25 protein-coding genes are annotated in these 25,449 nt (G+C 38.0%); 10 read left to right on the top strand and 15 right to left on the bottom strand.

Annotated features, from left to right (window positions below):
* Positions 1-95: 95 nt before the first annotated feature.
* Positions 96-536, bottom strand: coding sequence for a hypothetical protein (locus K4L44_08075; GenBank protein ID QZE15779.1), 441 nt, complete (start codon positions 534-536; stop codon positions 96-98).
* 198 nt (positions 537-734) lie between these two features.
* On the opposite strand from K4L44_08075, the gene K4L44_08080 reads away from it, so the two are divergent.
* From K4L44_08080 to K4L44_08105, 6 genes are all read left to right on the top strand, one after another.
* Positions 735-1,220: a sigma-70 family RNA polymerase sigma factor gene (locus K4L44_08080; protein ID QZE15780.1), complete on the top strand. Its 486-nt coding sequence runs from the start codon at positions 735-737 to the stop codon at positions 1,218-1,220.
* On the top strand, positions 1,207-1,626 hold the full coding sequence (locus K4L44_08085; GenBank protein QZE15781.1) for a zf-HC2 domain-containing protein: 420 nt from the start codon (positions 1,207-1,209) through the stop codon (positions 1,624-1,626). The genes K4L44_08080 and K4L44_08085 overlap by 14 nt, the downstream gene beginning before the upstream one ends.
* A 97-nt stretch (positions 1,627-1,723) precedes the next feature.
* Positions 1,724-2,962 carry a hypothetical protein gene (locus K4L44_08090; GenBank protein ID QZE15782.1) on the top strand — a complete coding sequence of 413 codons (1,239 nt, stop codon included), beginning with the start codon at positions 1,724-1,726 and terminating at the stop codon, positions 2,960-2,962.
* A gap of 122 nt (positions 2,963-3,084) precedes the next feature.
* Positions 3,085-3,381: a TfoX/Sxy family protein gene (locus K4L44_08095; protein QZE15783.1), complete on the top strand. Its 297-nt coding sequence runs from the start codon at positions 3,085-3,087 to the stop codon at positions 3,379-3,381.
* 24 nt (positions 3,382-3,405) lie between these two features.
* On the top strand, positions 3,406-3,717 hold the full coding sequence (locus tag K4L44_08100; GenBank protein ID QZE15976.1) for a GNAT family N-acetyltransferase: 312 nt from the start codon (positions 3,406-3,408) through the stop codon (positions 3,715-3,717).
* Positions 3,672-3,884 (top strand): GNAT family N-acetyltransferase, encoded by a 213-nt coding sequence (locus tag K4L44_08105; protein ID QZE15977.1) that lies wholly within the window; start codon positions 3,672-3,674, stop codon positions 3,882-3,884. The genes K4L44_08100 and K4L44_08105 overlap by 46 nt, the downstream gene beginning before the upstream one ends.
* Before the next feature lie 1,143 nt (positions 3,885-5,027).
* Here K4L44_08105 and K4L44_08110 read toward each other — a convergent pair.
* Complete coding sequence (locus K4L44_08110; protein QZE15784.1) at positions 5,028-5,555, bottom strand: PDZ domain-containing protein; 528 nt, start codon at positions 5,553-5,555, stop codon at positions 5,028-5,030.
* A 758-nt stretch (positions 5,556-6,313) separates the two neighbouring features.
* Between K4L44_08110 and K4L44_08115 the strand changes: the two genes are divergently transcribed.
* The 3 genes from K4L44_08115 (at position 6,314) to K4L44_08125 (ending at position 12,328) form a co-directional block, all read left to right on the top strand.
* Positions 6,314-7,861 carry a type I restriction-modification system subunit M gene (locus tag K4L44_08115; GenBank protein ID QZE15785.1) on the top strand — a complete coding sequence of 516 codons (1,548 nt, stop codon included), beginning with the start codon at positions 6,314-6,316 and terminating at the stop codon, positions 7,859-7,861.
* Complete coding sequence (locus K4L44_08120; protein ID QZE15786.1) at positions 7,858-9,066, top strand: restriction endonuclease subunit S; 1,209 nt, start codon at positions 7,858-7,860, stop codon at positions 9,064-9,066. The genes K4L44_08115 and K4L44_08120 overlap by 4 nt, the downstream gene beginning before the upstream one ends.
* 133 nt (positions 9,067-9,199) lie before the next feature.
* Entirely contained in the window at positions 9,200-12,328 is a 3,129-nt protein-coding gene (locus K4L44_08125) for a type I restriction endonuclease subunit R (GenBank protein ID QZE15787.1), read from the top strand.
* A 288-nt stretch (positions 12,329-12,616) separates the two neighbouring features.
* Here the strand turns inward: K4L44_08125 and K4L44_08130 are convergent, their stop codons facing one another.
* From K4L44_08130 to K4L44_08140, 3 genes are read right to left on the bottom strand one after another with little or no spacing between them, the layout of a single operon-like run.
* A complete protein-coding gene (locus K4L44_08130; GenBank protein ID QZE15978.1) occupies positions 12,617-12,892 on the bottom strand; it encodes a hypothetical protein in 276 nt (91 codons plus the stop codon).
* Positions 12,832-13,470, bottom strand: a complete 639-nt coding sequence (locus K4L44_08135; GenBank protein ID QZE15979.1) for a hypothetical protein — start codon at positions 13,468-13,470, stop codon at positions 12,832-12,834. Before K4L44_08135 ends, K4L44_08130 begins: the two co-directional genes overlap by 61 nt.
* The gene (locus K4L44_08140) at positions 13,458-13,964 is read right to left on the bottom strand and encodes a hypothetical protein (protein ID QZE15788.1); all 507 of its coding nucleotides are present in this window, start codon (positions 13,962-13,964) and stop codon (positions 13,458-13,460) included. Before K4L44_08140 ends, K4L44_08135 begins: the two co-directional genes overlap by 13 nt.
* 476 nt (positions 13,965-14,440) lie before the next feature.
* Between K4L44_08140 and K4L44_08145 the strand changes: the two genes are divergently transcribed.
* Positions 14,441-14,581, top strand: a complete 141-nt coding sequence (locus tag K4L44_08145) for a hypothetical protein (protein QZE15789.1) — start codon at positions 14,441-14,443, stop codon at positions 14,579-14,581.
* A gap of 1,127 nt (positions 14,582-15,708) precedes the next feature.
* Here the strand turns inward: K4L44_08145 and K4L44_08150 are convergent.
* The 10 genes from K4L44_08150 to K4L44_08195 form a co-directional block, all read right to left on the bottom strand.
* Entirely contained in the window at positions 15,709-16,929 is a 1,221-nt protein-coding gene (locus tag K4L44_08150) for a 4Fe-4S binding protein (protein QZE15790.1), read from the bottom strand.
* Between the two features lie 102 nt (positions 16,930-17,031).
* Positions 17,032-17,322: a hypothetical protein gene (locus K4L44_08155; protein ID QZE15791.1), complete on the bottom strand. Its 291-nt coding sequence runs from the start codon at positions 17,320-17,322 to the stop codon at positions 17,032-17,034.
* 2 nt (positions 17,323-17,324) lie between these two features.
* Positions 17,325-18,809, bottom strand: coding sequence for a reductive dehalogenase (locus K4L44_08160; GenBank protein ID QZE15792.1), 1,485 nt, complete (start codon positions 18,807-18,809; stop codon positions 17,325-17,327).
* 590 nt (positions 18,810-19,399) lie between these two features.
* The gene (locus tag K4L44_08165) at positions 19,400-19,996 is read right to left on the bottom strand and encodes a TetR/AcrR family transcriptional regulator (GenBank protein QZE15793.1); all 597 of its coding nucleotides are present in this window, start codon (positions 19,994-19,996) and stop codon (positions 19,400-19,402) included.
* 332 nt (positions 19,997-20,328) lie between these two features.
* Positions 20,329-20,607 carry a hypothetical protein gene (locus K4L44_08170; protein ID QZE15980.1) on the bottom strand — a complete coding sequence of 93 codons (279 nt, stop codon included), beginning with the start codon at positions 20,605-20,607 and terminating at the stop codon, positions 20,329-20,331.
* Positions 20,547-20,999 (bottom strand): hypothetical protein, encoded by a 453-nt coding sequence (locus K4L44_08175; GenBank protein ID QZE15794.1) that lies wholly within the window; start codon positions 20,997-20,999, stop codon positions 20,547-20,549. The genes K4L44_08170 and K4L44_08175 overlap by 61 nt, the downstream gene beginning before the upstream one ends.
* 30 nt (positions 21,000-21,029) lie before the next feature.
* Positions 21,030-21,695 (bottom strand): hypothetical protein, encoded by a 666-nt coding sequence (locus K4L44_08180; protein ID QZE15795.1) that lies wholly within the window; start codon positions 21,693-21,695, stop codon positions 21,030-21,032.
* A gap of 1,150 nt (positions 21,696-22,845) precedes the next feature.
* On the bottom strand, positions 22,846-23,673 hold the full coding sequence (locus K4L44_08185; GenBank protein QZE15981.1) for a nitroreductase family protein: 828 nt from the start codon (positions 23,671-23,673) through the stop codon (positions 22,846-22,848).
* 73 nt (positions 23,674-23,746) lie between these two features.
* Positions 23,747-24,037, bottom strand: a complete 291-nt coding sequence (locus K4L44_08190) for a cysteine-rich small domain-containing protein (GenBank protein ID QZE15796.1) — start codon at positions 24,035-24,037, stop codon at positions 23,747-23,749.
* A gap of 472 nt (positions 24,038-24,509) precedes the next feature.
* Positions 24,510-25,145, bottom strand: coding sequence for an NAD(P)H-binding protein (locus K4L44_08195; protein ID QZE15797.1), 636 nt, complete (start codon positions 25,143-25,145; stop codon positions 24,510-24,512).
* Positions 25,146-25,449 lie beyond the last annotated feature (304 nt).

Below are 25,449 nucleotides of genomic sequence, written 5' to 3' on the forward strand. Positions count from 1 at the left end.
CTCCACCTTGGAAATTACACCTAAGAACAGAAGCAATATACAAATTTTAGCACATGAGACAAGAAAAATTAGAATTATAACACACATTGAAACAACTAGAACAATATTTTACCCTCTTTTTGCAATGCCTCCTCTCGTTGTCTCCCCATCGCATACCCTAAAACCATTCCCAACGAGATACCGACTGAACTATAAAAAAGTCCCCCAATTATTCCAACACATGCCCCCATACAGATACCATACAGACTCCAAGTACGAACATAATATCCCTTAGGCACCAAGCCATATTTATTTCGCAAGAAGGCACTAAATTTCCAATATTTAGCCTGAAAGTTCATTCTTTTATAATCATTGTCCACTTCAATATTCAAAAAATCTAACTGTTCTTCAATAGATAATTTCTCTTCTTGTGAGAACGATCTATGTTCGAGTGTAGATAGCAATTTTTGAAATTTACGTGCATCTTTTACATTCTGCGTATCATGGTATATCAGGATAATCTCATCTAAACGCATTCTTGTTTCTTGTAACGTCATAAGCTGTATATAATTGATATGTAAAGAAAAAACGATATTCATAAAGTGGGAATCACATCATATAAGTGAATCATTTCCATACATTATTTATTAAATTACAACAACGATTCGATCTATCCAAAATATCAATTTAAAAAAAATAGAGAAATTGTGTCACAAGATTCGCTCATAAAGAGTCATACTAGTATAAGACCTAGAATGAAAAACTTTAACGACATATACAACCAGAACTATAGAAAGATCTATGGTGTTGCATGCAATATGCTACACGATAGTGATGATGCAAGAGATGTTATTCAAGACATCTTTATATACTTGCATAAGGTACTTAAGAAAGGAAAGATCATCGAAAAACCACCCAATTGGCTCATGAGGGTTACAATTAATCGATGCATAGACCTTCTGAATAACAGAAAAAAATTCTGCACAGAAGAGCACATTCCAATAGTGGTAACAGAAGAGAAAATATTAGAGAAGAAGCAGGATCGTGAGATCCTAAAAGAAGCATTAAAACAACTGAACCCTAAAGAAAGAGCACTTGCCACTCTTTACGGAGAGGGGGCATCTTACAAAGAGATGGCTGAGATTACGGGGATAAAATTCACATCTATTGGAGGCACATTATCCCGAACATTAAAGAAACTAAATGAAATCTTAAAAACGTTGCATTATGACCTGCATTAACGAAGATTTAATTCAAAGATATATTGATACAGAGGTGACGTCTGAGGAGAAGGCATATATAGAGAACCATCTTCAAAGCTGTGAGTATTGTAACAAACAGGTGGAGCAACAACGTCAATTGGCAGCCCACCTAAAGGGAATGATCTCTCAATTCCAATCTTCAAATATCGAGATCCCTCCTTTTGAGGAGATAAAAAAGACGGGGCATCTCTTCCGATATCATAAACGCAAAGTCGTGGGCGCCCTTTTGGTTGCGGCTTCTATCGTGATATCCTGTTTTTTGTTCCAACCTAAAGAAGAGAAACAAAAAAACTATTTGATTACATACGACTTAGAGCAGTCTTTAGATGCCAATCTTCCATTAGAGGAACAGAATCTCCACTTTCAAATCATTGAATACAAATAATATATAAGCGTAAAAAGATCTTGTCGGACCAATGACGATTGGTTAAATCACAAAAACATACATGAAAGATTCTGATAACTTTCTTAAATCTAAAACGATGAAAAAATTAATTATTCTAACAATATTTTCACTCATCCAACTTCCTCTATTCGCACAGAAGCTTATAGAGAAGTATAAAACAGGAACAGTAAAATTGGTTGCAGATAAGGAGTATGCACAATCCAACGATTGGAACAAAATATTTCGCTCCTACTACGACACGTTATATAATACACCTATGGCACATCGCAAATCTATTGTGATGCTTCCAGACGGTTCTATTCTAGTAAACCATGCATACCGAAATTACCACACGAAGTTCTCTCCTAAAGGTGTTTTTCAAGAAGAGATGCAGATCGAAAAAGGCAAACAGAAAGCGATCAAAGGAGTGATCAATGGAAATACACTCTTCACGGGTTTAGACAACATGGGAAATATGACATGTAGCGATCTAGAGGGACATTTCAAAAAGAGCCTTCTGCTTGATTATATGGCGAAAAACATCATTGCATTACCAAATAGAAAATTTGCTGTCGTAGGATGGGCAATACATACAACACAATTTAGAACATTTATTGCCATTGTAGATTATGACACCAATAAACAAAAGATTATTTGGGACAAATATGATGATCAAGTTCTTAAACCATGCTCTTTTCAATACAAAATAAAAAGCACAAATGGATCGGTCAATATCTTTTCTATACCATTTCAAAACGATGTTAAGATAGGATTAGCTCCTCTAATTACCACCATGGACAACAAACTTATTGTGGCATTCCCAAATACTGGAAAAATCAACACCTATAATTTAGATGGCAAGCTGCTATCCACACAACAAGTCACATGGGAAAGAGAGACTTTGTCGGTAGCAGAACAAAAAAAGGCACAAGAGGATGCAATCCATTACTTTAAAAAATTTGCAGCCAAATCGAATAACATTATAAAAATCGACAAAAGCGAATTAAATAGAGTCTTAAATAAAATGGAGGAGGACATAAAGTATATTCGTACTGCTTTAAAAAAGCCATATTTCACCAATATAATTAAAGACTCTGATGGAAATGTATTGATCTTTGAAATCCCGAAGAAGAAAGGACAAAACCTATTCCACGTTTGGATTTATAATAAAAATGGAGAGATGAGCACCCAATGTTCTTTCGTGTGCGAAGATTATAATTTGGAGATCAATAAAGACAAGCTAATTTTTAAAGACGGATACCTATATGGACTACAAACATTAAAAAATGCCAAAGGGAATCCTTTACGTCTTGTACGTTTTAAGTTAGAAAACTAAAACGACATATTAATCACTTAAAGCATGAGGATGTCCCCAAAAGGCATCCTCATTTTTATGATTTCAATGGTGTTTTCACTATATTTATCCTACTACATCAACAAAACCATAATTCTAAAAACATGAAAAAAGACTCACTATCCTTACTACCCAATATCGGTCCCCAATTAGCAAAACTACTCTGCGATCACGGAATTCACTCAGAACACGATCTAAAATCGATTGGGAGCTATAAAGCATGGGAAAGAATCTCGCTACAACAAGAAACTTTTTGCTGCATCCAAAAACTATATGCATTAGAGGGAGCAATACAAGGAGTTCGCTGGCACAATCTATCAGACAAGGACAAACAACAATTAAAACAAGCTTTCGAACTTTTCAAACAAAATAAGAAACTTGCAACCTTGCCAACGAAGTAGAGAGATAAAGCCCTTCAATTTACAATTCGTCCACTAATAGAAAATGATTACCCTCATCTATTAAGGATATACCGAAACACCGTAAATATGAAATACATACCAGTGAATAGACACCTTCAAGAAGACGACCAACTAATAGAAATATGGAGAAAAAACACCCTAAAACAGGGGGCAATTTATGGCATTAATGCAATATCACTTAAAACAGGAATACTTGTTGGAGAGATCGGTTTGTATAATATACCAGACACAAACAACACGGCTGAAATCGGTATTATCCTTGACTCAAAATACTGGGAAAAGGGATTGCGACCAAAGCATCTATTCAACCGATAAAAAAAGCAGAGCAAGAGTTTGGAGTCAAGAAAATTATTGCCCGTACCTATAGCGACAACTCCTGTAGTATTGCCTTGATATCTCGTCTTGGATTTCAACAAAAACATCAAGAAACACTTGCAGAAAACCGCACGGTATATCACTATGAATTAGAGCCTCACAACTAAAGAACCAATAGTTGAAATAATATTTACTTCTTCCCCCAAATCCACGATAAATTTTTAGTGCTTCAAAACAGCAAATAAAAATGAAACATACACGAACATATTTTATTACACCGAACAATAGAATGGTTTAATTAAACCATTCTATTTTCAGTTTTATAAACCCCCAATTTTCACAATGAAAACCTCGCTACTATTTTTCATTTTTTGAAGAGTCAAAAACCACACTATCTAGACTAAATAAAAAAAGCAAAAATGAGAGAGTATATATTAAGGGTATATATAGCAACACGGGAATATTTATTTAGAATCACTCATTTTGAATCTCACTCAGCTCCTCATTTTTCATGTAGGTTTTAGTCGTAGCGTAACTTCACAGAGACAAACTTGTTCTATCCTTTGTTGCTTCAATTTTTTGCGCCCGAAAAAAAACACGAAAAAACAATGAAGAAATCATGTTTACTATCACAGATTGTAAACACCACAAAGACATCTTGCCCTTCGACATTTACGGGTGCTGAGCCCTTCGATAAGCTCAGGGACCAATTGTCGAAGTACAGAAACGACTTACACACCTTCGACATTTACGGGTGCTGAGCCCTTCGACAAGCTCAGGGACCAATTGTCGAAGTACAGAAACGACTTACACACCTTCGACATTTACGGGTGCTGAGCCCTTCGACAAGCTCAGGGACCACCTGTCGAAGGGCTCAATAACCTTAGTTCGAAGCACAGAAATATTTTATGACCACAACTGGAACAGACCGAACAGAGCAACACATATTTTATCAACAGACCGAACAGAGCAACACATATTTTATCAACAGCCCCACCATGGCAAACCCATATGTTTGCCCAACGTAGGATACTTTCCTCGAAGCCTCTCTAAAACAGAACCTATACCAACACTATCGAAACAAGCTACTTAAGGCAATCAAAAACAAATCACCATCAATTACACCAAACATCTATTTAAATCGCTTAAACAGTCTTAAAAACACATCTAATGACATATTACGAATAAACCAATACTCTATCAAACACAACTTACGTTAAACATAGATCAATCATAGAATCGTTAAAACAAAAAAGAGGATATCCAACATGAATTGGACACCCTCTATTTTGCACTATAGAATTAAATATTTACAATTTGAACTCGACAACCATTTCGTCTTGAGCACAAAGAACGGTTGCTTTATACTTTTGCCCCTCTTTCGCCCCTTTTAACAGACGTACAAGCGTTTTAATATCTTTAATCTGAACATCATCTATAGCCAGGATCACATCGTCCACCTTGAACCCTTGAGCCTTCCAATGACTATAACCATGAATTGCTTCTAGAATCACTCCTGATAGTTCTTTGGATCCATAAGCAGTCTGTTCAGACTCATTATCTAGACCATTCATTACAACCCCTTGAAACTCCACACGTTTATTTCCCTCTCTTACATTGTTGAAATAATGTAGCGGAAGATTGATCTTAGGTTCAGGAGCCAAATCTTTCAATCTATCAATAGTTACCCCCATACCTTTCGTCTTAAAGTTCATAAACCCTAAGCGTATTGCTGGCGAAGAACTTTTCACAGTAAAGTCACCATTGGCAGCATCCATAAATTGTGCATCTCCCACCAAGCTATGTTCATCCTGACAAGTCCAATTTTGTAGTGCCACAGATTGGACAGATCAAACAGATGAACACAGATTTTATAGTTGACAACCCCATGTGTTTGCCCTCCATGAGACAATTTCATCACAAAAACACAAAGATTTATTTGACGAAGGCTCGTCAAATCACAAAGCGGGAGCTTCGCGGTTCCCAGATGTTGTAGCAACAATCGTTAACGTCAATATAATTGACACATCATGGCAAACACATGCTATCCAAAAACATACTATATATTGCATCAACAAATCAATGCATCAACACCTGGGAGATAGGAAACTCCTGCTTCCGTTAAATGCATCAACCCATCACCACCACAACATATAGCAACAATCGTTAACGTCAATATAATTGACACATCATGGCAAACACATACTATCCAAAACCATACTATATATTGCATCAACAAATCGATGTATCAACACCTGGGAGATAAGAAACTCCTGCTTCCGTTAAATGCCTCAACCCATCACCACCACAACATATAGCAACAATCGTTAACGACAATATATTGACATATCATGGCAAACACATGATCTCCAAAAACAACAGCAAACCTATAAATCTATTGTATCTCTACCAACAGCAATTCATTCCACTTAGCCGACAAAAATGGGCAAAACAATTATAATAAAATGATTATTATTTTACCTTTGATACTTACAGTGAATACCATCATATCCCCATGACAGAAGATACCACCAGTACTCCATTTCATAGGATATGATCACATCTTTTGATATAAAAACAAAACAACATTATATAGATGACTAGCACAGCACAAAGAGCGGAGCTACAGGCTCAGATATGGAAGATAGCCAATGATGTACGTGGCTCGGTAGACGGATGGGATTTCAAACACTTTGTCTTAGGTTCTCTTTTCTACCGTTTTATTAGCGAGAACTTCTCCAACTACATTCAAGCTGGCGACGACAGTTTTAGCTATCCCGAGATGGACGACACCCAAATCCCTCCAGAGATCATTCAAAATACGATCAAAGAGAAAGGCTATTTTATCTATCCTAGCCAGCTCTTTTGCAATGTCGCAGAAAAGGCAGCAACCAATGAAGATCTAAACACCGACCTAAAACAGATCTTTAATGCCATCGAAGGGTCGGCTTCGGGCTTCGACTCAGAGAGCGACATCAAAGGACTGTTTGCTGATTTCGACACCACCAGCACCCGATTAGGAAACACGGTGGAAGCCAAAAACGAACGCTTGGCTAAAGTCATCAAAGGGGTTGCCAGTCTAAACTTCGGGAACTTCGAAGAGAACCAGATCGATCTCTTTGGCGATGCCTACGAGTTTCTGATCTCTAACTATGCTGCCAATGCAGGGAAATCGGGGGGCGAGTTCTTCACACCACAAAGTGTCTCAAAGCTGATCTCTCAACTGGCCATTCATGGCAAAACAACCGTAAACAAAATATATGATCCGGCTGCAGGTTCGGGCTCTCTGCTACTTCAGGCAAAAAAACAGTTCGACGACCATATTATCCAAGAGGGTTTCTTCGGGCAGGAGATCAACCACACCACCTACAACTTGGCACGTATGAACATGTTTCTACACAACATCAACTACGACAAGTTCGAGATTGTATTGGGCGACACCCTACTCCAACCGAGTCTACAGGACGACAAAGGCTACGATGCCATCGTTTCGAACCCTCCATACTCCGTTAAATGGATAGGCTCTGACGACCCGACACTGATCAACGACGACCGCTTCGCTCCTGCTTCTGTTTTGGCTCCCAAATCGAAAGCCGACTTTGCTTTTGTGCTTCATGCACTTCACTATCTCTCTGCCAAAGGTCGTGCTGCCATAGTCTGTTTCCCAGGAATCTTCTATCGAGGGGGTGCAGAGCAGAAGATTCGTAAATATCTTATCGACAACAATTTTGTAGAGACGGTGATCTCTTTGGCTCCGAACCTATTCTTCGGAACCTCTATTGCTGTCAATATCTTGGTGATATCCAAAGCAAAGAGCAACCACCAAGTGCAGTTTATCGATGCCAGTGGCGAGGAGTTCTTTACCAAAGCCACCAACAACAACGAGCTAAAACCCGAACATATCGATCGCATCCTACAAATCTTTGCCAACAAAGAGGAGGTAGAACATATCGCCACCTCGTGCGATATCGAAAAGATTGCAGAGAACGACTACAACCTTTCCGTTAGCTCTTATGTAGAACCCAAAGATACTCGTGAGGTGATCGATATTGTCGAACTCAACAAAGAGGTTGCCAACACCGTCGAAAAGATTACAAAACTTCGTGCGGATATTGATAAAATCGTAAAGGAGATCGAAGCATGAACCATTTAGATAAATTATTAGAAGGCGTCGAGGTCGAATGGAAAACTTTGGGGGAAACTTTAGTTCGAACAAAAGGGACTAAAATTACTGCAGCAAAGATGAAAGAGTTACATAAAAATGGTGCACCTTTAAAAATTTTTGCTGGAGGCAAAACAACTGCAGATTTCAATTTTGATGATATCCCCCCAAAAGATATAAATAGAGAACCATCTATTATTGTAAAATCAAGAGGTGTTATAGCATTTGAATATTATAATCAGGCTTTTTCTCATAAAAATGAGATGTGGTCTTATCATTCAAAAAATGACAACTTAATAATTAAGTATGTATATCATTATTTAAAAATTCATGAACCATTTTTTCAAAAAATAGCTGGAAGAATGCAAATGCCTCAGATTTCAATTCCGGACACAGATAAATTTAAAATCCCTATCCCTCCCCTAAACGTTCAGAAAGAAATTGTTCGTATTTTGGACTCTTTTACGGAGCTTACGGCGGAGCTTACGGCGGAGCTTACGGCTCGGAAAAAACAGTATAGCTACTATCGAGAACAGTTGTTAAGCTTCCACAAAGATAGCGCACAAAATTTTAAAGGTATCTTTAAAAACCTAAGTAATTCCTGCTACGACAACCATGGCAATATAAAAGTCGAATGGAAAACTCTCGGTGAAGTAGCTCATTACTCAAAAGATCGTATAGGTTTTAATGAACTTAATCAGGATAATTATATTGGAGTAGATAATTTGTTACAAAATAGAGAAGGAAAAACCTTTTCTACAAGAACTCCTTTAAGTGGCAATTCAACAAAGTATATAAATAATGATATATTAATAGGTAACATCCGTCCTTATCTAAAAAAAATATGGTTTTCTGATAGAATTGGTGGAACAAATGGAGATGTATTAGTTATTAGAACATCATATTCATTATTAAGTCCGAGATATTTGTATCAAATATTAGCAGACGACAACTTCTTTTCTTATAATATGCAGCATGCTAAAGGAGCCAAAATGCCTCGAGGTAACAAAATTCAAATTTTAGAGTATAAAATTCCGATCCCTCCCCTGGAAGTCCAAGAACGCATTGTATCAATCTTGGATAAATTTGATACGCTAACAAACTCCATTAGTGAGGGATTACCAAAAGAGATCGAACTACGTCAAAAACAGTATGAATACTATCGAGACAAACTATTAACATTTTAAATATCTCTCTCTATGCGCTCCTCTAGTGGGGGCACATAGAGACATATGGTTTGCATCGTGATGCAAACCATCGAATGAAGTAGAATAGGGGTACCTTCTTTAGGTATCCCGAACCGATAAAATATCAAACATTATGACCTACTTAACAGCCATTACAGAAACCAATCAATATATAGTATTAGACCAATACGAAAAGATACAGAACAAAGACACTGGCTACCAGACAGAGGCAGAGCTAGAGAGAGAGTTTATTCAGGACCTTGTTAGCCAAGGCTACGAACACATGCCAGCCATCACCTCTGCCGAAGCGATGTTTGCCAATGTACGTGTTCAGCTTGAGAACCTCAATCAATGCACCTTCAGCGATAGCGAATGGCATCGTTATGTACAGGAATATTTAGACTGTCCCAACGAAGGAATCCTCGACAAAACCAGAAAACTACACGAAAAACATCTTCACGACTTTACCTTTGACGATGGAACCTTAAAAAACATCCGACTGGTAGACAAAAAAAATATTGCTCGAAACAAACTACAGGTGATCTCGCAATACGAAAACACAGGCACCCAAGCCAATCGCTACGATGTCACCATCTTGGTCAACGGCTTGCCACTGGTACATATCGAGCTCAAAAAACGTGGGGTAGCCATACAGGAGGCTTTCAACCAAGTACACCGATATAGCAAAGAGAGTTTCAATAGCGACAACTCCCTCTACAAATACCTCCAGATATTTGTGATCTCCAACGGAACCGACACCCGCTATTTTGCCAATACCGTATCGCGTAACAAAAACAGTTACGACTTCACGATGAACTGGGCCAATGCAAAAAACGAACCGATCAAAGATCTAAAAGATTTCACTGTCACCTTCTTTCAGCGACACACCCTTTTGGACATCCTGATCAACTACACCGTATTCAACACCCAGAACATCCTTTTGATCATGCGTCCCTATCAGATCGCAGCCACAGAGAGGATATTGAATAAGATCCATATCGCCCACCAAACACAGAAGTGGTCTAAGCCTGAAAGTGGCGGATATATATGGCACACCACAGGGTCGGGAAAAACACTTACCAGCTTCAAAGCCGCCAAGTTGGCAACCCAACTCAACTTTATCGACAAAGTGATCTTTGTGGTCGACCGCAAAGACCTCGACACCCAAACCATGTTGGAGTACAAGAAATTCTCTCCCGACAGCGTCAACGGCTCTAGCAATACTGCCGGTCTTAGAAAGAATCTCGAAGAGGAGGAACAGCTAAAAGAGGGAGAGACAGAGGTAAAGAAGAAGATCGTTGTAACCACCATTCAGAAGCTAAACCAACTCATCAAGAACGAAAAGAGTCTGAGCATCTACCAAAAACAGGTGGTCTTTATCTTCGATGAGTGCCACCGATCGCAGTTTGGAGAGGCTCAGAAGAACCTACAAAAGAAGTTCAAGAAGTATTGCCAATTTGGATTTACAGGAACGCCCATACTTACAGAGAATGCCAATGGCACCGACACCACTGCAGGAGTCTTTGGGCGCGAACTCCATACCTATATCATCACCGATGCCATACGCGACGAAAAAGTACTTCGCTTTAAAGTGGACTACAACGATGTCCGTCCCCAATTTAAAACCATCGAGAGAGAGATCGACGAGAAGAAGCTGAGTGCGGCAGAGAACAAACAAGCCCTACTCCATCCACAACGTATCGACGAGATCTCACGATATATCCTAACCCACTATAAAGCCAAGACCAACCGCCTCAAGAATAACACCAATGGGTTTAATGCGATGTTTGCCGTAAGCAGCGTAGATGCAGCCAAATGCTATTATGAGGCCATCAACAAACTGCAGAGAGACCACGATAAACCGCTAAAGATTGCGACCATCTTCTCTTTTGCAGCCAACGAAGAGCAACAGGCCATCGGAACCATCGAAGACGAGGACTTCAACCCTACCGCCATGAATCTCAGTGCCAAAGAGTTTCTTAGCGAAGCGATAAACGACTACAACCAGATGTTTAAAACCAACTTTGGGGTAGACAGCAAAGGATTTGAGAACTACTACAAAGATCTAAGCAACCGAACAAAAAGAAGAGAGATAGACCTGCTGATTGTGGTAGGCATGTTTCTTACGGGATTCGATGCACCGAGAATGAACACCCTCTTTGTCGACAAAAACCTACGCTATCATGGACTGATACAGGCATTCTCGCGCACCAACCGTATCTACGATAGCAACAAACCTTTCGGTAATATCGTCACCTTTAGAGATCTAGAGCAAGCCACCATCGACGCCATCACCCTGTTTGGGGATACAAATACACGCAATGTGATCCTCGAAAAGAGCTACAAAGAGTATATGGAGGGGTTCAAAGACATCATCACAGGAGAGGCCCACAGAGGATATATCGAAATCATAAAGACACTAAACCATCGATTCCCCGAGCCCGAGCAAATAGAGAAAGAGAGCGAGAAGAAAGAGTTCGTAAAACTCTTTGGAGAGTATCTACGCGTAGAGAATATCCTGCGTAACTACGACGAGTTCCAAGGCCTTCAAAACAGTATTACAGAAACGCAGGTAGAGATAGGTGTGGCGGCAGAGCAACCAAAAGTGGCTTACGAAACAGCCCAAGAGGTTCCTGGACTGAAAAACCTAGATATTCCGAGCGACAGACAACTACAAGACTACAAATCAACCTACAACGACATCCGCGATTGGTTGCGACAAAAGCAGCAGAACAAAACCCAAGAAGATTCGGGCATCGACTGGAATGAGGTGGTCTTCGAAGTCGACCTTCTAAAATCGCAAGAGATAGACCTCGACTATATTCTAGAACTCGTACTAGAACACAACAAAAAACATCGAACCAAAGAGTCTCTTATCGAAGAGATACAACGAACCATCCGATCAAGCATTGGAAATAGAGCCAAAGAACAACTAGTGATCGACTTTATAAAACAGACCGACCTAGATAAAATAGAGGATAAAAGTTCTATTATCGACGCCTTCTATCATTTTGCCCAACAACAACTCAAGAAAGAGGCAGCACATATCATCGATCACGAAAGTCTAAAACAAGAGGAGGCAAAACGTTATATCACCACCTCGCTTCATAGAGAGTATGCCAGCGACAACGGAACAGATTTAAGCGAGATCCTTCCAAAGATGAGCCCCCTCAATCCGCAATACCTCACCAAGAAGCAGAGCGTATTCGAAAAGATAGGGGCTTTCGTGGAGAAGTTCAAAGGTATCGGAGGAACACTATAATTGACCTCCTCGATACTGAGCCTTCATAAAAACATTGCAATGGCACCATGATAAACTATTCAATCCATACAGTAGGACACCCTTAACGGGGTGTCCTATCAAGACACCAAGATTATTGCCACAGATTGAAAATCACTACAAAGACGCAAAGACACCAAGATTATTGCCAGTAGAGTAGAGCTGTGAGTGCAATAATAGATGCACTCCAGCCCCCTCATCAATCCGTACGTGCGGTTTTCCCGCATACGGCTTTCCTGTATATTTCGTCTAAAGCATTCACAAATAAGGTCAACAAGGATAGTATTGGGTAGGATCGATTAATCCGTAGTAACGAACTAATGTCTCAAAGGTAGGTCCATAATGCCTACATTTTCGTTGACTTTTACGTCGATAATATCGAAACAGTTTCTGACTTAAGTAGTATCGCAACTTGCGCTTACTTAATGAGGTATTCGTAACTCCTCTTATTTCATAGTAGTTAATCCAGCCTCTCACTAAGCTATTTAGTCCTCGCACCAACTCCGTGGGGTTTTTATGTCCATGCCTTTTAAAATAATCTGATATTTTCCCTCGTAGCTTTTTTCTGAATCAGAGTTCGGTACAATATTTATATACCGGAGATCTCGTCCATAAAGATCTTTATCATTACGAAACGCAAAACCTAAGAACTTAAAACTAGCCTCTTTCGAATCAATATGCTTGGTCTTTTCAATATTTATGATCAAGTCCATTCTTGTCAAAAGATGATGAAGTTGTTCCTTAACCTCTGTTGTTATGATCTTGCCCATCAGAACAAAGTCATCCGCATACCTTATCATTTTTACGCCTGAAACGCCAAAAAGACTTTGTCTATTATTGACTATGCGATCAAGTAAATTCATATAGATATTGGCCAACAGTGGGGATATTACGCCGCCTTGTGGGGTGCCTAAATGATTACTTTTACCGCCTGTCATTTTGTTGCCATATTTTACGGGGGCTTTTAGCCATTTCTTAATTAGTCGTAAAATCCTTGGATCAGTGATCCGCTCCTTTAAAGCAATCATCAATTTAGCATGTGGGATAGTATCAAAGTATTGACTTAAATCTGCATCATAAACTGACCTGTTTCCTTGTTGTAATTGTTCCTTTATCTCTCTGATCGCTCCTTTGCTGCTCCGTTTGAGCTTTCATCAAAGTCCGCCTCGAAGATCGGTTCAAGGATCAAAAGACACGCGGTCTGTGCAATTCTATCTCGGACTGTGGGGATACATAAAGGACGTGTCTTGCCATTTGCCTTCGCGATCAGCTTGCGCTTTACCGCTTCTGGTCGATAGGTTTGTTGGCGTAAATCTTCTCTTAGTTCTTCTAAGTATCGGTCTACACCATAAAGCTCAACATCTTCTATACGCATCCCATCAACACCCGCACTACCATTATTCCTTCGTACTCGAAACCATGCTTCGCGCAGGATATACAATAGGAAAACTTTGTCGTATAGTACGTAAAACTTATTCTTTCGACTTTGTTTGGCTCTTCGATATAGATTCCGCTGTAAAGTAAGTACTCTTTCTGCATCTGGAAGTTCTCGCTTCTTGCGTTTAAACAACAAACATTGTTTCGCAGTTGCTCCGTCTTGTTCTTGATACTTATTCATTTCTCAATTCTGACTAGCTTAGTTTATTCGATATCTTATTTATACAGTAATGTCCCTTCGCTACGTTTGCTTTTACCTTTTCAAGCATCATACACTAAATATAGACATCTCCGACTCCCTCATCTACTAGACTACTGTAATGTTAGGGGCTCTCACGTTCATGCGTAACCATTGACTTACATGCAACATCATATTACTCCGAGCAGTCTCATCGCATTTGCCGTTGATTAGATAACCTATCTTCTCTAACATCTAACGTATGAGTAACAGGTTTCACCATATCTGGGAGGTTGACCATTGCTAAATTAGTCTAACGAAGCCTGACTGATGCAGCCTACAAGTCCGATTCATAAGAGCTTCATGATATTTGTTTCCAAATTACCATGTCATATGATCTTCAACCTGAACGGCAAATTGGGTTGGTAGACTCTTTCATTCTACTTGGTTTTTATTAATTTATATTAAACGCACGCCTCGTGACGCACCAGATTGGACAGATTAAACAGATGAACACAGATTTTATGGATGGTAGAGATAAAGGGAAAGACAACACAAAGTCTAAAAGACACGAAATTTTATTTGACGAAGTTTCGTCAAAGCACAAAGCCCTTCAATAACCTCAGGTCGAAACACAAAGCCCTCTCTCCGACAATTAGGTTACTGAGCCTGTCGAAGCACAGGGATCTGACTAAAAAAACAATTCCCAGTAGTAGTAGCAACAATCGTCGATGTCAACAATGATCTGTCAACATATCAATGCCTCAACACCTGGGAGATAGTAACAATGTATGTTTCTTCACAATTAATGATGTACAAAAGAAGCTCATGCTCTTGTTGGTTACTTCAACCATAACCACCTCAACATATTGTGATAATCGTGGGTGCATTTATATGCGATTCTCGCATATAAATGTTGTATTGAACACCAAAAATATCCAACAACATGAAGTATGTTGGATAAAAGGAAGAGAATATACTATTTTCTAGGTTTATACATGTTCTCACCTACTTCTTCTATCCATTGTTTAAAACGTGGATTCAAGATAAATTATCTTTTTTCTTAACTTTAAGTAGTAAGATACCCTCAAAATACTTGTAGTGTATAATTACAGGTCATGTACTTATACACTACGAGTATTCAACGAATAAGGATTAATAGAAGAAATAACTGGAGAATAATTTGCCAGTTTTTGTTCATATTCGCAATTCATAAAAGAACATTAAATCTTAGGGATACAAAATGGATTGCTCTTTAGAAAATTTCTAAAAGTCGAAAGGGTTACCCTAAAGAATCTAATATAATTACCCATACCACTATCAAAACAATAATATATAACACAAGGGACACAAGCCCTTTCAACTTTTTAATACTCTTCATAGAATCTCAATATATCTAGTGAATGATCAAGTTTAAATAACATATAAAATTACATTTAGCCATTTGCCAAAGTGACCAATGACAATTGTCCAAACATATGATAAAAGGTCCTCTTTTGATATGATGCATAAACCGAAAAATAAGACTTCCCCCCTCCCTCTTCATTAAATTTTGCTTCCTATTAAATAATAAGAAAACATTGTTTACAGAACCTCTAATAATCTATTATCAATCTATCTTCGGAATGAACCTCAGAAAAACAGATAAAATAAACTTTTTCTTGAACTATAAATACCTCATAAAACGAATCGAAACAATAGAGTCTAATATTTGTAATAAAAACAATTGTTGTCTCAAAAGGATAAATTAAGAAATGTTTTTACACTTCCCACACGTTTTTGTCTTACATTTCATATCTTTTGTTAAATGAACATGTGATTTCTTAAAGACTTTATTTCTTAATTTCATTATCCATGTAAGCACTGTTCCTGCTGGGCAAAAAAAACGACAATAAAATCGTTTAAAAAAAAATGAACCAAACAACATTAGAGGCAAAACGAGCCAAATTAACCCACTCCCATGTAATTTAAATAAGGCAGAAAATGGCTCATAACTACCTTTTGATACACTATGGGTATAGAACATGACACCGAGAACGGACAAAACAGTAATATCCAATATTTTAGATCCATATCTCTTCATTAATGGGTGAACAGGCAAACCAAACCCACTTATCTTTGATATAATTTCCTGAATAGCCCCAAATGGACATATCCAAGTACAATAAAGATTTTTACCAGTAATTAAAATTAGCAACCAAACACCTCCCACAACAAACCACCATGTGAAATTCACCCTAAAATCAGGAATATAACCCAAAAATATCGAGGCAAAATGAGAAATACTAAAAGGAAAATTATACACAAAGCCTATAAAAATTAATCCAGCAAACATCGTTACATATCGTAATCTAGTCCAACCGAAAAAACTAAACAGTAATGCTAAAATAAAGATTATACCTATAATTATCTCCTTCACTCCTATTCTAATTGGTGCATAAAGAGTATTACACTCCACATCAAAAATTGAAAGAGACGCGTCATGACTACTCTCCTCAACCACTTTAGTCAAGCTTACTGATGAAACCGTTGCACCAGAAATTGCCTGAACATCCGATCCAGCCACAAAAGGAGAAGCAAGGGGCTTTGATTTAAACTGATCAAAAAAATGATTTTTCTTTAACCTCAACATATAAGAGGGAGTCTCATTATCCAAAAGTAGTTCTAAAGAGAGGATCTTCTGATCATTCGAGATTCTCTCCATCAATACAAATGGACCACCCCAACCAATCCCTTCAGAAAACATACAGTAATGCTCTGGGAACTTATCATCTGCATCTATCTTATAGATAAGAGGCAACTTATTTATAGGCTGTTGCTCAGAAAGAGATGGGAAATTTTCAATTACCATTGTTTGCATCTTCTTCTCTTGCTTTTCAGCCCCCCAAAAATACAATACAAGTAAAATCAGACACAACGCAATCCATAAAAAGGAGTCCCTTTTTTTATCATTATTTCTTCTATTCATATGACTAAAAAAATAATTATTTTTAAAGATGTCCCAAAGACATTACTCTATTTATAAGTATATATTTAAAATTATCCTCAGGATGGTTGAAGAATAGAATAACTATAACTCCTTCGGGTTCTTATCTATAAATTTAGCTGCCAAAGAACAACAGACCAAACCACTCCCACCAAAAATAAGCATCCCAACACCTGCCGCTTGATTCTCATACTCTATTAACGAACTAATAGACCAAGCAATGGCAAATAGCAATAAAATCAATCCAATAGTAATAAGTATTAATGCTGGGACTTTAAAGTCATAACGTCTTTTCGCTTTTGAGAGCATAAAAAAAGCGCCGCATGTTATTATTCCTAGAATAAAAAACATCAATAATAATAATCCTATATTCATAATTAAATTCTCCTTTTCCAAAATGATTGCATTAACTTTTCACTACCAGCTTTTCCATATCCAAAAATCTCATCAAAGGAACGAGCTAGTCTTCTTAATCCTGGCACCTTAGTGATTACCTTGGCTGCATCATGATGCCACATATCAATTTTATTATAGGGACAGACAGAAATACAAACGGCACACTCCCCCCAATTTTCGCCCCAAAAAGCCATACATTTTTGATGATCATTATACCACTTATCCACTCCTCTACCATTACACACACTGATTGGTTTATTCTCTGGATCAGTCGTTTTTACAGCTTTCGAAATTGCACCACTGGGACAGGAGTCTGCACACTTCTGACATATTTCACAGAACTCTTTCACACCAAAAGTCTTAGGGCTATCGATTGCAAGATCCAAGTCTGTATAAACCTTAGCCAAACGAACCCTAGGTCCATACTCCTCTGTAACCAAAAGCCCCATACGAGAAGATTCTCCTAAACCAGCCTGGATGGCTAAAGGAACACTCACTCCTACTGCATTACCAGCATGCAAAGTATTATACCCCAAACGACGTAACATATATGCCAACCGAGTACTTGTCTCCATCATTTTAGTATAACCCATAGAGGTCGCAGCTGCACCAATAGCAGAAGGTTGCGTTTTATATGCTTCATAATCCATCTCAAAACCCAAAACGATCACTGACTTTGGTTTAAAGCCAAATTTCACCTCCCTATAAGGATCTATCTTATCTTTCACCGGTATACCATTCATGTCCATAGGCAAATAGACTTCTGATTTATAAACCCATCTCTCTTCAAATGGTGCAATACCCACCATATCCGCTCCATACAACTTCGCTGCTTTCTTTATTGCATATGTAGCATCATCAGCCGAATCGAAATAATGCTTACGAGGAAAAACATCAAACTGACCAGGAGTTGGAACTGATTGTTTATACAGTGATATGGGTAATAAAGTTCCATCTGGCATAGTAATAGATGGCCCACTTTCATTTGCCAAAACTCTAGCCAAGGAAGACCCCGTCATATTCTCTAATGCCATAGCACCACAATCCAAAGAGAGGTCAATATCTCTATGCCCTATTTTTTTCTCTTTCAAGTGAGGGTTCTCTTGATTTGTTATCATATTGAAACCATTGTTTGCAAAAACAACGTTCATAAAGGCATGGCGCATCTCAGGATTATCCTCTTTTGATAGAGGAATGACACCAAAATCATCCAAAATAGATTTTGCAAAAGCGGTATTCGCTTGATCAAAACGTTCCATGTTTGGATCAATCCTACAAATATCATCAATTGTTTGATGATGCTTTGCTCTTGACTCTCCAGTATCTGTTACAGTCGAAACTGTCTGGGCTACTGTCTTTCGAGGAGAGACCAAGGCAGAGAAAGCCGTCACTGCAGCAGTTAATGACCCCATCTTTATCGCATCTCTTCTTGAGATCTTCGTTTTTATCTTTTCGTTTGTATCCATAGTTCATTGGGTTTAATAATCATCTAAAATCAAGATGATTCTCAATACTTTAAAAAGTTATTATATGAAATATCTATTGGTTCCATAAAACACAACATTTCTTCATTAAAATTCAGAGGCATCAACCAATACAGTTTAAAAAGTCTTTTGTCCAATACATACACCTCTTTCTTGATGATATTTAAAAAAACTGATCCATATTAATATCAAAAAATACAATCCTAAGAATATCTGTAGTCTATTTAACATTTCAAAAAAAACATACACATGTGTATGTTTTAAAACAAAAACATGTAATATACACTCAAAAAAATGAGACGAAATACTAGACTACAACAAACGATTAAACAGCCAAGATTAAAGTAATAAATAGACATTTAATTAATGTTACCACAACACCTCTAAATATTCCGCAATATAACAATTACAATATACTTATAACATACACACGTGTATGTTATAAAACAAACAATGTGTTTCTAACAAAACGAATCGATTTAAATAAACATAAAAGGAAGTGTCCACCACAAATAAACAGTGTGCCAATATTTCAGAGCTGCGGTCACGAGAATATAAATTTCTTATCGAGACTATAATAACTGATAAACAAACTTTTGAAGAATATAAGAGCGAATATCCGAGGGGTTACGACGTGAAAAAAATCGAACTTTGTTCGTATAATATCCCCAAATAAAACTATAAAGAGCACGCGTTTCGAGCCTACTATCAATATCCGATCTTAATTCTCCTTTTTCCACTCCCCTTTGCAACATTTCATTGTGCATTTCAAAAAGACGTTGAAATAGCTTATCCACCCTTTTAATCAAAATTTTGGTATCTTCTGGTGCTTCTAAAACCATTCCATTATATATAAGGGCCGATTTGTGATTGGCATCTACATGATCTACGACCAAATAATCTACAATACGTGATATGGTTGCAATAACGGACTCTCCATTATCAATAATTTTATAGATCTCATTCATTGAGATGTCAAAATACTCATAAAAAACCTGCTCGTAAAGATCCTGCTTATTCTTAAAATGCCAATAAATAGCCCCCCTTGAAAGGCCTACCTCGACAGCCACATCTTGTAGCTTTGCACCTTTGTAAGATGTCCTTGACAACACATCAAGTGCAGATTGAATTAACAATCTTCTAGTAATTTCACTCTTTGATTTACTCACATGTTAAAGATAAAAAACTGAAAAATATGTTCCAAACTAAATTATACCATAGTGCATACAGCAAGTCATTAAATAGCACCTAAATCTAAACTGATAGATTTTAGTCACTATAAAGAATCTTCAGCTCTCAAATAGACACCTCCTTCTTTTGGTATTAAATAACACGAAGTGAATAATGTCGCGAAGCCGCAAAGGCACCAAGATTATTGCCAGTAGAGTAGAGCTGTGAGTGCAATAATTAGATGCACTCCAGCCCCCTCATCAATCCGTACGTGCGGTTTTCCCGCATACGGCTTTCCTGTATATTTCGTCTAAAGCATTCACAAATAAGGTCAACAAGGATGGTATTGGATAGGATCGATTAATCCGTAGTAACGAACTAATGTCTCAAAGGCATTAGGTCCATAATGCCTACATTTTCGTTGACTTTTACGTCGATAATATCGAAACAGTTTCTGACTTAAGTAGTATCGCAACTTGCGCTTACTTAATGAGGTATTCGTAACTCCTCTTATTTCATAGTAGTTAATCCAGCCTCTCACTAAGCTATTTAGTCCTCGTACCAACTCCGTGGGGTTTTTATGTCCATGCCTTTTAAAATAATCTGATATTTTCCCTCGTAGCTTTTTTCTGAATCAGAGTTCGGTACAATATTTATATACCGGAGATCTCGTCCATAAAGATCTTTATCATTACGAAACGTAAAGCCTAAGAACTTAAAACTAGCCTCTTTCGAATCAATATGCTTGGTCTTTTCAATATTTAAGATCAAGTCCATTCTTGTCAAAAGATGATGAAGTTGATCCTTAACCTCTGTTGTTATGATCTTGCCCATCAGAACAAAGTCATCCGCATACCTTATCATTTTTACGCCTGAAACGCCAAAAAGACTTTGTCTATTATTGACTATGCGATCAAGTAAATTCATATAGATATTGGCCAACAGTGGGGATATAACGCCGCCTTGTGGGGTGCCTAAATGATTACTTTTACCACCTGTCATTTTGTTGCCATCTTTTACGGGGGCTTTTAGTCATTTATTAATTAGTCGTAAAATCCTTGGATCAGTGATCCGCTCCTTTAAAGCAATCATCAATTTAGCATGTGGGATAATATCAAAGTATTGACTTAAATCTGCATCATAAACTGACCTGTTTCCTTGTTGTAATTGTTCCTTTATCTCTCTGATCGTTCCTTTGCTGCTCCGTTTTGGGCGAAAACCATAAGAGCTTTCATCAAAGTCCGCCTCGAAGATCGGTTCAAGGATCAAAAGACACGCGGTCTGTGCAATTCTATCTCGGACTGTGGGGATACCTAAAGGACGTGTCTTGCCATTTGCCTTCGCGATCAGCTTGCGCTTTACCGCTTCTGGTCGATAGGTTTGTTGGCGTAAATCTTCTCTTAGTTCTTCTAAGCATCGGTCTACACCATAAAGCTCAACATCTTCTATACGCATCCCATCAACACCCGCACTACCATTATTCCTTCGTACTCGAACCCATGCTTCGCGCAGGATATACAATAGGAAAACTTTGTCGTATAGTACGTAAAACTTATTCTTTCGACTTTGTTTGGCTCTTCGATATAGATTCCGCTGTAAAGTAAGTACTCTTTCTGCATCTGGAAGTTCTCGCTTCTTGCGTTTAAACAACAAACATTGTTTCGCAGTTGCTCCGTCTTGTTCTTGATACTTATTCATTTCTCAATTCTGACTAGCTTAGTTTATTCGATATCTTATTTATACAGTAATGTCCCTTCGCTACGCTTGCTTTTACCTTTTCAAGCATCATACACTAATATGGACATCTCCGACTCCCTCATCTACTGGACTACTGTAATGTTAGGGGCTCTCACGTTCATGCGTAACCATTGACTTACATGCAACATCATATTACTCCGAGCAGTCTCATCGCATTTGCCGTTGATTAGATAACCTATCTTCTCTAACATCTAACGTATGAGTAACAGGTTTCACCATATCTGGGAGGTTGACCATTGCTAAATTAGTCTAACGAAGCCTGACTGATGCAGCCTACAAGTCCGATTCATAAGAGTTTCATGATATTTGTTTCCAAATTACCATGTCATATGATCTTCAACCTGAACGGCAAATTGGGTTGGTAGACTCTTTCATTCTACTTGGTTTTTATTAATTTATATTAAACGCACACCTCGTGACGCACCAGATTAAACACAGATGAACACAGATTTTATTGGATGATAGAGTCGGAAGGAATGATACCACAAAATCACAAAGATTTAATTTGACGAAGTCTCGTCAAATCACAAAGCCCTTCGACAAGCTCAGGGACCTCAGGTTGAAGCACTCATGTAAGTGGCAACTTTACTTCTTAAATTTTTCGTAAAAGTAATTCATCATTTGACACAGCGATACAGGCAAAAAACGAGCTTCTTCTACCTAGGTTTAGATACCCTTTGGTTACCCTTCCGTTACCCTTTGGTTACTCTAGGAGTAACCAAAGAGTATCTAAACCCTAACTAAAGGGTAACCAAAGATGCCTTTAAACAGGTAAGATATTGAGCTCAAAATAAAACCTTGAAAGAGGTCTTTTTATACAAATTAATAAAAATAAACCCTCCCATTCGCACCCACAAAAAGTACTGGATAGATTGATTCAGAGCGAAGGAAATAGGGTCCTATTAGAAAGCAATTATTTCGAAAAAGATATGGTTTACAAAGGATGACAATCAATATTCTACAATAAGATCTTATAGCGAGGTTTGCTAAAAGGGAGTAGATATAGGCCTCTCTATCGCGAGGATGGTCCTAAATTGAAGAAGAGAAAGTTAGGTAGCCCTTTTGAGCTACCTAACTATATATTTTGCCATTAAAGAGACAAGGAAGTAATGTTTCCTCCATCATGCTGAATAGAGCGTGCATATTTGCGAGCACTATATCCGAAGATCATCACCATGGCTACAGCATGTCCTTCTGGAACGCCCAATACTTTGCCTAACTCTGGAGCCACGTCTTGCAATACATTGTGTGCAAATCCATCCCATAGGGTTGAGATCCCTTGACTGTTTGCCAATAGTTCGAAATAGCTTAATGCAATAGTACAATCGGTACTCGGAGAGGTTCCATTTGCAGGAGCCGATGCAATCACCATATGCGGTGCATTACGGAAAATGACATCGATCTGTTTGGCAAACCACACCTTAGAGAAGTTCGCTAAATATTGGAATCTCTCTGGGATAAGATTGGCATCACTCTTCTCTTGAATGGTTTTGTAGACCAACTCTTTCAGCGCATCCATCTGGGTTCTAGACTCTGCAATCACAAAATGAACGCCATTCTCATTTTTCGCAGTAGGTGCATAAGATGCTTTCTCTAACAGTTGATGAATTTTATCGGATTCGATCTCCTCTTTTTTAAACTGACGAACAGAGCGACGCAATTGCATTAGGTTCTCTAACTCCTCTGACTTTGGAATAGAAGCAGAGATAGATACACTGTCTTCTGGTTGTTTATCGAAAATACTGATTGCTCCTGAATGACAGATTGCCATACAGTGTTGGCACTTCAAACAGTTTTTTTCTTTTCCCTCTTTGATTTTAGGAAAATCTCCTTTACAATCGATAATCAGCACCGGACAATCTTTGCCACATAGTCCACAATTAGTACAACGGTCCTGGTTTACGGTAAAATTCATCATCTTATTATATACTTTATTTCGTTTTGCGCGATTAATATTTGCTATGGTTTTAGAAGTACACTCCCCTAAAATATTACTTATCAGAGGTCTCTACTTTTTGGCTACCAATAGCAATAATATCTCCCATCTTACTCATCACATGGTCAAAAGCTTTTGGAGAATGTGGCAACAAACAGTCGCTACAATCCTTCACACCATTGGTATACTTAAAACTCCCACCACATTGATCTTTTAACATATATAGGGGACAGTAACAGAACAGACAGTTAAAAGTGCTGTCGTCTTTTACTTTATGACATGGAAAAAACTCACATGCTTTATGTTGTGAAAACTTATAGTTTTCGGTCTTACATTTGCTTCTCATAATCGTAGAACCTCCTCGTTTTATCGTTTCACGGAAAGGGCAAAAATAGTTTTTGTTCCTAGAGCAAACAAAAAAGAGAAACGTATAATGAATTTAGATTAGCAAACCCATTCCATGATGAAACAGAACAAAATGATCCATACTTAGGTATCATAAAAGAAGAGCATGAACCTTTATAGCATAAAAACATGAAATGATAAGTCACAATAACTTCACAATACGATGGAAGGCACATTTCATGGAGTTACATGATAAATATGTCAAAAAGAAGTAGAAAGAGAATAAGATGATAAAAAAACCATAAGTATTCGCATCAAGATGCAATATCTTGATGTGAATAAGTAGCGAAGCCACATTATGCTTCTTCTAAAAACAGACAACCAAATTCCTGCTGTCCTAGTATGAAGTTCATAACAAATAAGAGATAATCCATCACCATAAGAAGGAGTAAAAAAAGATTTCAAATCATAGACTACTGCATCTGATCGCTCTCATATATATATACATCAGAAAGTCCTTTGCCTAATTGTGAAGACATAAAGGCAGCCACCTTTTCAACGGTGATGGGACGGTATTTTTTCATTTTTCCTCCCAAATGAGAAATCATCTTCATAAAAGGAACCGAAACACTCTCCCCAAAACGTTTTTCGCACCCACGATCCGCAATCAAAAGAGAAGGACGATAGATATGAATGGTGTCAAAACCTAGTGTCTCAATGGCATTTTCCACCTCATATTTTGTTTGAAGATATAGTCCTTTAGCATTGGCACTAGTTCCTATAGAGCTAACCAAATGAATCTCAGGAATCCCCTGAGACTTTGCCCATAAAGCGATACGAATCACTAGATCACGATCCACAGCCTTAAAGGCATCGGCAGAACCTGCTTTTTTAATAGTGGTTCCCAAAGCGATAAAGACCGCATTCGCATTTCGCTGTATCGATTCTAACTGATCGAAATTTACAACCACTTCTTCGAAATGCTCATTCGGAGACGAATTGGTTGCTTTTCGAACGAATGCAGTCAAATCCAACTCTTGTTTCAGCAAGCACTCTTTAAGAGCGCTTCCGATAGCTCCCGTAGAGCCAAACAAAATCACCTTCTTCATTCTATATTATTTTATTGATATCATATACTCATCCCGATTCTATACTTAAAGATCAATCCACTTTATAGTTCTAAAAGAACACAACTTTCGTAGAACCATACATCACATAATTCTAATAGGATCGCAAAACCTCGATAAGCAGTACGAATCAATATAAACAAAATGTTGTCAAAGACAACACCATGTTCAAAAAAGACCTTATAATGGGTATAAATAATAGACAGGACACTGTACAAGCAAAAAACAAGGGCTAAACACTATTCACAACACACTGAATAACAAAGACTATACACATCTCAAGTCT

It is taken from the genome of Prolixibacteraceae bacterium, assembly GCA_019720755.1.
Classification (GTDB): Bacteria; Bacteroidota; Bacteroidia; order Bacteroidales; family Prolixibacteraceae; genus Halosquirtibacter; species Halosquirtibacter laminarini.

What these genes read in the sequence shown, in the direction of transcription:
- K4L44_08075 (QZE15779.1), bottom strand. Translation starts at nt 536, where the DNA reads ATGACGTTACAAGAAACAAGAATGCGTTTAGATGAGATTATCCTGATA.
- K4L44_08080 (QZE15780.1), top strand. Translation starts at nt 735, where the DNA reads ATGAAAAACTTTAACGACATATACAACCAGAACTATAGAAAGATCTAT.
- K4L44_08085 (QZE15781.1), top strand. Translation starts at nt 1,207, where the DNA reads ATGACCTGCATTAACGAAGATTTAATTCAAAGATATATTGATACAGAG.
- K4L44_08090 (QZE15782.1), top strand. Translation starts at nt 1,724, where the DNA reads ATGAAAAAATTAATTATTCTAACAATATTTTCACTCATCCAACTTCCT.
- K4L44_08095 (QZE15783.1), top strand. Translation starts at nt 3,085, where the DNA reads ATGAAAAAAGACTCACTATCCTTACTACCCAATATCGGTCCCCAATTA.
- K4L44_08115 (QZE15785.1), top strand. Translation starts at nt 6,314, where the DNA reads ATGACTAGCACAGCACAAAGAGCGGAGCTACAGGCTCAGATATGGAAG.
- K4L44_08120 (QZE15786.1), top strand. Translation starts at nt 7,858, where the DNA reads ATGAACCATTTAGATAAATTATTAGAAGGCGTCGAGGTCGAATGGAAA.
- K4L44_08125 (QZE15787.1), top strand. Translation starts at nt 9,200, where the DNA reads ATGACCTACTTAACAGCCATTACAGAAACCAATCAATATATAGTATTA.
- K4L44_08140 (QZE15788.1), bottom strand. Translation starts at nt 13,964, where the DNA reads ATGAATAAGTATCAAGAACAAGACGGAGCAACTGCGAAACAATGTTTG.
- K4L44_08150 (QZE15790.1), bottom strand. Translation starts at nt 16,929, where the DNA reads ATGAATAGAAGAAATAATGATAAAAAAAGGGACTCCTTTTTATGGATT.
- K4L44_08155 (QZE15791.1), bottom strand. Translation starts at nt 17,322, where the DNA reads ATGAATATAGGATTATTATTATTGATGTTTTTTATTCTAGGAATAATA.
- K4L44_08160 (QZE15792.1), bottom strand. Translation starts at nt 18,809, where the DNA reads ATGGATACAAACGAAAAGATAAAAACGAAGATCTCAAGAAGAGATGCG.
- K4L44_08175 (QZE15794.1), bottom strand. Translation starts at nt 20,999, where the DNA reads ATGACAGGTGGTAAAAGTAATCATTTAGGCACCCCACAAGGCGGCGTT.
- K4L44_08180 (QZE15795.1), bottom strand. Translation starts at nt 21,695, where the DNA reads ATGAATAAGTATCAAGAACAAGACGGAGCAACTGCGAAACAATGTTTG.
- K4L44_08185 (QZE15981.1), bottom strand. Translation starts at nt 23,673, where the DNA reads ATGATGAATTTTACCGTAAACCAGGACCGTTGTACTAATTGTGGACTA.
- K4L44_08190 (QZE15796.1), bottom strand. Translation starts at nt 24,037, where the DNA reads ATGAGAAGCAAATGTAAGACCGAAAACTATAAGTTTTCACAACATAAA.
- K4L44_08195 (QZE15797.1), bottom strand. Translation starts at nt 25,145, where the DNA reads ATGAAGAAGGTGATTTTGTTTGGCTCTACGGGAGCTATCGGAAGCGCT.